Annotated in this window: 8 protein-coding genes and 1 pseudogene; 2 read left to right on the plus strand and 7 right to left on the minus strand. The window is 27.6% G+C overall.

From position 1 onward, the window contains the following. Positions 1-365 precede the first annotated feature (365 nt). From AVBRAN12642_RS09355 to AVBRAN12642_RS09380, 6 genes and pseudogenes are all read right to left on the minus strand, one after another. Complete coding sequence (locus tag AVBRAN12642_RS09355) at positions 366-1,157, minus strand: hypothetical protein (RefSeq protein ID WP_336608283.1); 792 nt, start codon at positions 1,155-1,157, stop codon at positions 366-368. Positions 1,158-1,184: 27 nt separating this feature from the next. After that, positions 1,185-1,418, minus strand: coding sequence for a tautomerase family protein (locus AVBRAN12642_RS09360; protein ID WP_214118708.1), 234 nt, complete (start codon positions 1,416-1,418; stop codon positions 1,185-1,187). Beyond that, on the minus strand, positions 1,419-2,612 hold the full coding sequence (gene aroC / locus AVBRAN12642_RS09365) for a chorismate synthase (protein ID WP_336608284.1): 1,194 nt from the start codon (positions 2,610-2,612) through the stop codon (positions 1,419-1,421). It lies immediately after the preceding gene. Next, positions 2,605-3,273, minus strand: a complete 669-nt coding sequence (gene rnc / locus AVBRAN12642_RS09370) for a ribonuclease III (RefSeq protein WP_336607624.1) — start codon at positions 3,271-3,273, stop codon at positions 2,605-2,607. The genes aroC and rnc overlap by 8 nt, the downstream gene beginning before the upstream one ends. Before the next feature lie 66 nt (positions 3,274-3,339). Continuing rightward, a pseudogene (gene rnhA / locus AVBRAN12642_RS09375) lies at positions 3,340-3,729 on the minus strand (ribonuclease HI); the annotation flags it as partial. Next, positions 3,726-4,430 (minus strand): tetratricopeptide repeat protein, encoded by a 705-nt coding sequence (locus tag AVBRAN12642_RS09380; protein ID WP_214118702.1) that lies wholly within the window; start codon positions 4,428-4,430, stop codon positions 3,726-3,728. The gene AVBRAN12642_RS09380 and the pseudogene rnhA, both read right to left, overlap by 4 nt. Positions 4,431-4,476: 46 nt before the next feature. Here AVBRAN12642_RS09380 and dnaG point away from each other — a divergent pair, with 46 nt between their 5' ends. Together dnaG and AVBRAN12642_RS09390 are read left to right on the plus strand one after the other, a co-directional pair. Then, positions 4,477-6,204, plus strand: coding sequence for a DNA primase (dnaG, locus tag AVBRAN12642_RS09385; protein ID WP_239803014.1), 1,728 nt, complete (start codon positions 4,477-4,479; stop codon positions 6,202-6,204). Beyond that, positions 6,205-7,176 carry an argininosuccinate synthase domain-containing protein gene (locus AVBRAN12642_RS09390; RefSeq protein ID WP_214118699.1) on the plus strand — a complete coding sequence of 324 codons (972 nt, stop codon included), beginning with the start codon at positions 6,205-6,207 and terminating at the stop codon, positions 7,174-7,176. 107 nt (positions 7,177-7,283) lie between these two features. On the opposite strand, the gene AVBRAN12642_RS09395 is transcribed toward AVBRAN12642_RS09390, so the two are convergent. Beyond that, a partial coding sequence (locus AVBRAN12642_RS09395) for a hypothetical protein (protein ID WP_336608285.1) occupies positions 7,284-8,280 on the minus strand: 997 nt, incomplete at its 5' end.

The raw sequence follows: 8,280 nt of genomic DNA on the forward strand, positions 1-8,280 counted from the left end.
ATTCACAAAAACCCATAAAATTAAAATATTTAAGCTGATTTTAATCCTAAAACTAGGTAAATGCGAGATGATAAAATGGGGTTTAACATACTAAATTAAATTCTTTTAAAATTTCAATAGGATTAATTAATTTAAATTTATAATGCAATGAATAAATTGGGTTAAAAGATAAAATTCTAATTTTAAATTTCATAGTGTTTTAAAAAGCCTATAAATTATTATTCAAAAAAATATATAAATTGTAATGCTAAAAATCAAGTAATAAAATAGAAATTTTATGAGTTTTAATGACAAAATATGATATTTCGGCAAGAATTTAATTAAAAATTTTAGTTTTTAAAATCCTAATTAAAATTCTTATAATTTTATAAATTATATCTATATTTGCAGCCAAAAAAATCAAAACAAGGCTCTTCATCAATAGCTCTATTGGTATTGCCACAATTGTCTATTTCTATGCTAGATTTTAATTGATGAGTTATGTTAGCACTATCTGTTCTGGTATATAAAAACTCTAAATATCCATTATTTATCTTAAATCCTTCATTAAAAAATACAATATCAAAACTATAAGGAGTAGATAAAAATAATGGTTTTTTTAATAGTTTTGGTAAGTTTGCTAAATAATTTTTAGTGTTTATTTTGTGTTGTTGTAATTTTTCTAAATCAAATAATTTTAAATCATTAAATTCCTTAACCTCATCAAGGGTATAAAAATAAACTCTGTCTTTTTCATACTTATTAGCTATATTTTTATAATAAACTATAGTTTTATCTAAAAAATCATTAGTAGCTATTCTTAAAAGCTCGTCTTTACTTAAAATCTTATTTTCTTTTACACAATATCCTTGCAAGTCTTTTTCATAATTGCTTTTAAAAACATAACTAAAATTATTAAAACTAGAATAATCAACCACAGGTCTAATAAAAAGCATTTCAAAACTAATAATTATTAGGCTAACGATTAAAAAAGTTTTGAATTTTAGTTTTTTATTTTTTTTGATAAATAATAAAAATAAGATTGTAAAAATTGCTAAATACACTAAAGGAAAAGTAGCATAAAGAATTTTAAAGGCTTTCCATATAAAATAAAAAAACCCATAAATTACTGAAAGAAAAATTGCAATAGCAAATAATATAATTAATAAAATTTCCATAATTACTCCCTTAAATTAGGGAGCTTTTTATCTATCATCGTCAAGTTTAAAATTATTAACAAAATCAGCATTATTAATAGTTTCAACACTTCTTCCGCCAAAACCTATATGAGATTGCGGAATTTCTTCTAGCATTACCACTATTCTCTCACGCTTTTTGCCTAATTTTGTTTCAAAATAATTTGTTAAATCACTTATTATTTCTTCGCATTTTTCTTTATTTGGCATTGGTGCTGCTAATTTTACATTAATTATTGGCATTTATTCTCCTTTGTAGATTTTTTTAAGATTGCTTATTTTAGCAGATGAATTTAACATTAAAAAATCAGCTATTATAAAACTTAGCATAGCTTTTAAGACAACAGCTCCACGAACACCTACGCAAGGATCGTGCCTTCCATAAATTGCATCTTTTATTAGACTAAAGTCTTTATTTAACATAGTTTGTTCTTTAAAAATTGATGGAGTTGGCTTAAAATGAGCTTTAATATAAATACTCTCTCCTGTACTAATCCCACCGATAATTCCACCACTAAAATTATGTCTAGTATGTAAAAATAAAGGCTTATTAATATTAGTTTTTGCTGCTTTAAATGACTTAAAATTAGGGCTTTGTTTTAAAATAGAGCTATTTTGATTTTGCATTAATTCATCATTGCTAACGCCTAAAATCTCATCATTTGCAAAAGAGCCATTCATTGAGCTAAGCTTTCTTCCTGCTCCAATTTCAACACATTTTACAGCATTTAATCCCATAAACGCACTAGCAATTCTAGCATCTAATTTATCATAAAGCCCATCTCCAAGCCCTGCCATTACGCCAAATGCTGCTACACTAACACTTGCACCTACGCTATCATTGTTATTTTTTGCCTTTGTGATTTCGTCTTTAAATAATTCTTTAAATAAATCATCGCCTAAAGCATTAAAATCTTTTTCTAAAGCCCTTTTATACTCTTCTTCACTGAATTTAAACTCATCTAAACTAACACCACCTACCCCACAAATACTAGCATAAGTTCTAATGTTAAATTCTTTTAATATTAAATCAGCAAAAGCACCTGCAACAACCCTTGCTACGCTTTCTCTAGCACTACTTCTACCACCGCCACGATAATCAAAATGCTCGTATTTTGCATAATATGTAAAATCAGCGTGTGCAGGGCGTAAATGCTCTTTATAATCTTTACTTCTTGTATTATTATTTTCTACTAGCACACAAATTGGAGCACCTGTGCTAATATCATTAAATACTCCACTAATAATATTAACTTCATCAGCTTCTTTTCTAGGAGTGCTAAACGCTCCGCCACCCTGTCTTAATTTAAGCAAGGAATTTATATAATCAGTATCAATTCTAACCCCTGCAGGATAGTTATCAATAACCACTCCAATTGCTTTTCCGTGACTTTCTCCAAAAGTGTTAAATTTTAAAAATGTTCCAAAACTATTCATCTTCTAACTTCTCTAACGCTAATTTAGCAGCACTTTGCTCTGCTTCTTTTTTGCTATTGCCCATTGCTTTTGTAAATAATTCATCATTTAAAAAAAGCCCTATTTCAAATTCTTTTTTATGATCAGGCCCTTTTGTATGTAAAATCCTATATTCAGGGGTTTGAGCCATTATTGCTTGGGTTTTTTCTTGTAATTTTGTTTTATAGTCTTTAATTAATTCTATATCAATCTTAGGAAAAACTTCATTTAATATCTTAGAGCCAACAGCACAAGCAATCTCATATCCACTTTCTAAATAAATTGCACCTATTATTGCTTCGTAAGCATCTGATAATAAGCTTGGTTTTTTTCTTCCGCCGTTATTTTCTTCAGATACTGATAATTGCAAAAACTCTCCAATTTCAAGATAACTAGCAATTTTTGCAAAAGACTTTTCATTCACCAAAGCTGCTCTTAATTTGCTTAAATCCCCTTCACTATAACGAGAAAAATCCTTGTATAAAATATTTGCTACTATCAAATCAAGCACAGCATCACCTAAAAACTCAAGCCTTTCATTATGAGTTTTGCTAAAACTTTTATGAGTTAGAGCCTGATTTAATAGGGTTTCGTTTTTAAATTTATATCCTAGTTTTTCTTCAATTTTATGATATTTTGAAATTCTTTTTTCTAGCACTACATTAGCATTTATAGTGTTATTTTCATACTCAAGTGCCATACTTCTAGCTAGTTCATCACACATTTCATTGTATTTATCACCATTATGAGCTTTAACCCAAATTGCATTAATATCGTGGATTTTGCTAACTTCTAAATAACTCTTCCATAATTCAACATTTTTTTTGCCTTTAAAATCAGTCTTAACCCAACCACTAAGCCATTCATTAATACCCTTAACTACATATTGACTATCGCTATATAAATCAATCTTGCAAGGTTCTTTTAAGCTTTTTAAAGCGTTAATACAGGCACTTAATTCCATAATATTATTGGTTGTAAGCTTATCTCCGCCACTATCTTTAATGATTAAATCATTATCTATAATAATCCAAGCCCAACCCCCTGCTCCAGGATTTTTAAGGCAACTCCCATCAGTATAAATCGTTAATTTTTTCATATCCTTATCCTTAAATTAGCTTGCATTGTATCACACTTAAAACACTGCGAACAAAACGGAGTGTAAAAAATAGATTGTGAAGAGCAATTTTTACATAAATAAAATTGACTGATATTATTTGGATTTATTGTTTCATCATCAATTTTAATTTCTTTAAAACTTTTAGTATTAAAGCTTTTATAATTATTTATAAATTCTAAATCTTTTTCATAATCCCCTAAAACGCACAAACATTTATAAACTTCTTTGCATTCATTGATTTCGTTTAATTTAAAATGAATATATCCAAGGCATAGTAGTGCTAATTCATCTCTAGCACGAGATTTTAAAATCTTTAATAAATTTTGTTTAGCATCGTTTAATAATCCAAGTCTTAAATCACAAACAGATAATAAGTATAATAAATCTTTATCATTTGCAAATTCATTTAATAAATTAATCAAAACATATTTGCACTCTAAAAACATTGAAGCTTTAAAAAATCCATTAGCTAAATTAAGCCTTTCATCAAAACTTAAACTACTTAAATACTTAGGCTCAATTGCATTAAAATTAGCAAGATATTTTTTAATATTTTTATTAGTTTGATTTTCCTTTAAACTTGCAAAAATTATTTGAGCTAAAGCAATAATTAAAACAAGGCTAATTAAAACTAAAATTCCAAAAATAGGATTTCTATAATAGCTAAGTATTAAATCCACTAATATCCTTTAAATAAAATTAATTAATTATACATATAATACTTTTATGATTACAAACGAGAGCATTCAAAGATTAAAAGATAGCATTAACATTGTTGATTTGATTTCAAACTACATTCCCGTGCATAAAAATGGTGCGAATTATATGTGCGTATGTCCGTTTCACGCTGATAAAAATCCTAGTATGGCTGTTCGTGAAAATGAAGGATATTTTCACTGCTTTGGGTGTGGGGCGAATGGTGATGCTATTAGCTTTATGCAAAAATATCATAATTTAGAATTTATAGAAGCAGTAAAAGAATTAGCAAATATTTATGGCTTTATTTTAGAAGATGATAAAAAAACAAAAATTATTCAAAACAACGACGCTTGTAAAATACTCAACGAATATTATATAAGTGAATTAAATATCCGTGGGAATTTGATTGCCTATCTTGAAAAGCGAAAAATCACAAGGGATTTAAGAATTAAGTTTAATCTTGGCTACGCACCAAGTGCAAATGATACTTTAAGGATTTTGCAAAAATCAAATATAGCTTTAGAACAAGCATTAATAGAAGGGGTAGTTAAAAAAAACGATAATGGAATTTATCCATCTTTTATAGAAAGAATTACCTTTCCAATCTACGATAATACAGGTTATTTAGTAGGTTTTGGAGGACGCACATTAAATCCACAAAATCCTGCAAAATATGTAAATTCTCCCGCTTCAAAACTATTTGATAAAAGTAGTATATTTTACGCTTATCATCTAGCAAAAAATGATATTAATAAACACAAAAGAATGATAATTTGCGAAGGCTATATGGATACAATAAGTCTTCATAAAGCAGGACTTACATATTCAGTAGCAGTGCTAGGAACTGCATTAACAGAGCAACATTTAAAATTAATTAAAAAAGATTGTTTTGTATCTTTATGCTTTGATAAAGATGCAGCGGGAAATGCAGCTGCTTTTAAAGCGGGAGTTTTATTGAGTAAATTTGGCTACAACGCCGAAGTAATAAGGCTAAAAACATATAAAGACCCAGGCGAATACATTGAAAATAATGAAGAATTAAAGCTAAAAACCGAACTAAATAATACTATTAATATAATTAGTTTTTGTATTGAATATATATTTAAAAAAGAATTGAATTTAGATTATATAGACAAATTAAGCATAAGCAAAATTGAACCATTTTTAATCAAACAAGCATATTCAGCTGTGCTAAATTACACCAATACTATTGATAAATTTTTAGCCAATACTCATCTTAAAATATTTTGCGAAAATTATGGGCTTGATTTTGATTTATTAAACGGAATAAAAGCAAAAGTAATAGATAAAAAACCACAAGCTAAACAAACTCAAAGCAATTCTTTAGAAGATGCGATAATTTATTTTCTAGCTATTTCAAAAGCTAATTTTAATATTCTTATTTTAAGAGAATATTTTCATAATAATTTAATTGATGATGTATTAAATAAAAACTACGCAAATGCTAATATGCTAGAGTTTTTAAACAATATTCACCCTACTAAAAAAGTAGATAATATCTTAGTATTTTTTAATAATTTAGCCAATTATTACGCAAGTTGTAATATCCTAAACGCCTTGCTTTTTAAAAATTACGCTAAAGAATTAATAAAAAATCATAAATTAATTCATAGTAATGATGGTTTAAAAAAGGCTTATCATTGCCTAGTAGAACTAATAGCAAATCATAATAAGCAATTAAGCGATGATGAAAGAGCAAGGCTTAAAGATAATATAAGAAAATTAGGAGAATAAATGAAAGCATTAGCTTTATTTAGTGGTGGTCTTGATAGTATGTTATCAATCACTACCATTGCAAAGCAAGGAATAGAAGTTGAAGCTATTCACATTGATACAGGGTTTGGCGGAAAGAATTTCGCCCTTTTAGAGCGTCGTGCAAATATGGCTGGAGCTAGTTTTAGGGTTGTTGATATTAGTAGTAAATATTTACAAGATGTATTGTTAAATCCAAAATATGGCTATGGCAAGGCTATTAATCCTTGCATTGATTGTCATGGGTATATGTTTAAAACTGCTCTTAGTATGTGTGATGATTTAGGTGCTTCTTTTGTAATTAGTGGAGAAGTGCTAGGTCAGCGTCCAATGAGCCAAAGAGCACAAGCATTAAATAGTGTTGCAAAACTTAGCGAAGATTTAAATAATATCATTTTACGCCCACTTAGTGCAAAATTACTAGCACCTACTATGCCTGAACTTAAAGGCTGGGTTGATAGAGAAAAATTATTTGATTTTAGTGGTAGGGGTAGAACTAGACAAATGGAACTTGCAAAAGTTTATGGTTATAGCGATTATGAAAGCCCTGCTGGTGGGTGTTTGCTAACCTTACAAGCATATAAAAACAAAATCCAAGATTATCTAAAATACAAAACGCTAGATAGTAAAAACGCTGAATTGTTAAGATATGGAAGACATTTAAGACTGCCAAATGGTGCTAAAATGATAATTTCAAGAAATGAAGAAGAAGGTCTAAAAATCTTAAAATTATTAGATAATGAAGAGATAAAAATGAGCGAAATTAGAACCGATTTAATAGGTGCTATTTCTTTACTTGATAATGACGCTAGTTTAGAAGATATTAAACTTGCTTGTTCTTTAGCACTTGCATATGCAAAAAATCCTACTAATAAAGATTGTGAATTTATGCAAAATAATTATTTTGCTAATGCACTTAGCAAAGATGATGCTCAAAAATACTTTATAGTTTGATGAAATTCTTATTTGAAATTCTAGAATTTAAAATAAGAATTTCAAATTCTAAGATTTTATATAAGTATCAAAATAACTTAATTTTAAACATAAATAAAATCATAAAACTAGACTTTTATATCTAAGATTTTGTTATTTACTAAATCTTCTACCACACTAATACTTAAGTCAATTTCTACACTATTTGCAATCGCATTTGCACTTTTGCCTAATTTTTCTAAGATTTTATTATCATCACTTGTAAGTGAATTTAAGCCTTGTTGTTTGATTTTTTGAGTTATTTGCATAAGTTTTGCTAAAAGCTCGGCTTGTTCTAATTCTTTTTCTTTTTGCTTGTTTTTGATTTCTTCGGTACTTTGACCTTCTTTTGCAAAATAAGCAATTGACCTTTGAAATTCATTTTGATAGCGTTTTATATCTGTATTTTTCTCTTTTAATTCACTTTTATAATCTTGTTCTTCGCTAATATTTTCAAAATTAATCTCAGCAAAACTCAAAACCCCATCAAAATCCCTATCACTAGATATTACACTATCTAAATACTCGCTAATACTTGTGCCAATTTCTAAGGTTAATTTATCATATGTTTTAGTATTTATAAATCTTTCATCACTTAATTTATTTACTACATAAATATATCCATTAAACTCGCCATAAACCCCAACTTCAAGCCTTGCATTACTTAATTCATCATTATTTATCCTACCATCTTGATTGCTATCAGCTTTTGCAAGTCCTAAATCATAAGCAATTGTTTTAAACCAGCTTGAGACAAAATTAGCAGCATTACCATTTAAAATAAGCTTATCATCACTTAAGATAAAATCAGCTTTATCAAAATGAGCCATTAATTTTTCAATAGTATTTTGACTAAGATTAACTCCTTGAGTATTATTATCAAAACTAAAAACAACATTTATATTGTCTTTATCACTTGTTTTTAGAGCATAATTTTGATTTGTTATATCATCTTTTATAGCATTAATTTGCTCTTGATTTAAATTGTGAAAATTACTCAAATTCGCCTTATGATAGCTAGTATCAAATACTTTTGAAATATCAACATCAAAACCACTAATTCTCATAAAATCTCCTAATATCAAA

The sequence above is a fragment of the Campylobacter sp. RM12642 genome, assembly GCF_020137635.1.
Taxonomy (GTDB): Bacteria; Campylobacterota; Campylobacteria; order Campylobacterales; family Campylobacteraceae; genus Campylobacter_E.